This window comes from Duganella violaceipulchra (assembly GCF_019166075.1).
GTDB lineage: Bacteria > Pseudomonadota > Gammaproteobacteria > Burkholderiales > Burkholderiaceae_D > Rugamonas > Rugamonas violaceipulchra.
In genome coordinates, this window is sequence record NZ_JAHTGR010000272.1 from 1 (window position 1) to 208 (window position 208).

General features: G+C 66.3%; 1 protein-coding gene. It reads left to right on the forward strand.

Annotation, left to right across the window (positions count from 1 at the left end; genetic code table 11):
* Positions 1 to 12: 12 nt before the first annotated feature.
* Positions 13 to 208: hypothetical protein (locus KVP70_RS34025; RefSeq protein ID WP_439897420.1), on the forward strand; the 196-nt coding region annotated here is incomplete at its 3' end.

The window sequence follows — 208 nt, forward strand, 5'->3', positions numbered from 1 at the left end:
GAAGAAGGGGCCTTGTCGGCAACCAACTTGCGTGAGCAGCTATCGGCCAGCCTGGCCGCGTACATGGTGCCCAGCGCGTTCGTGACCTTGGACGGTTTCCCGCTGACCGCCAACGGCAAACTCGACCGCAAGGCGCTGCCGGCGCCGGACAAGAGCGCCGTCGTCAGCCGTGCCTACGAGGCGCCGCAAGGAGAGATTGAAGAGGCGC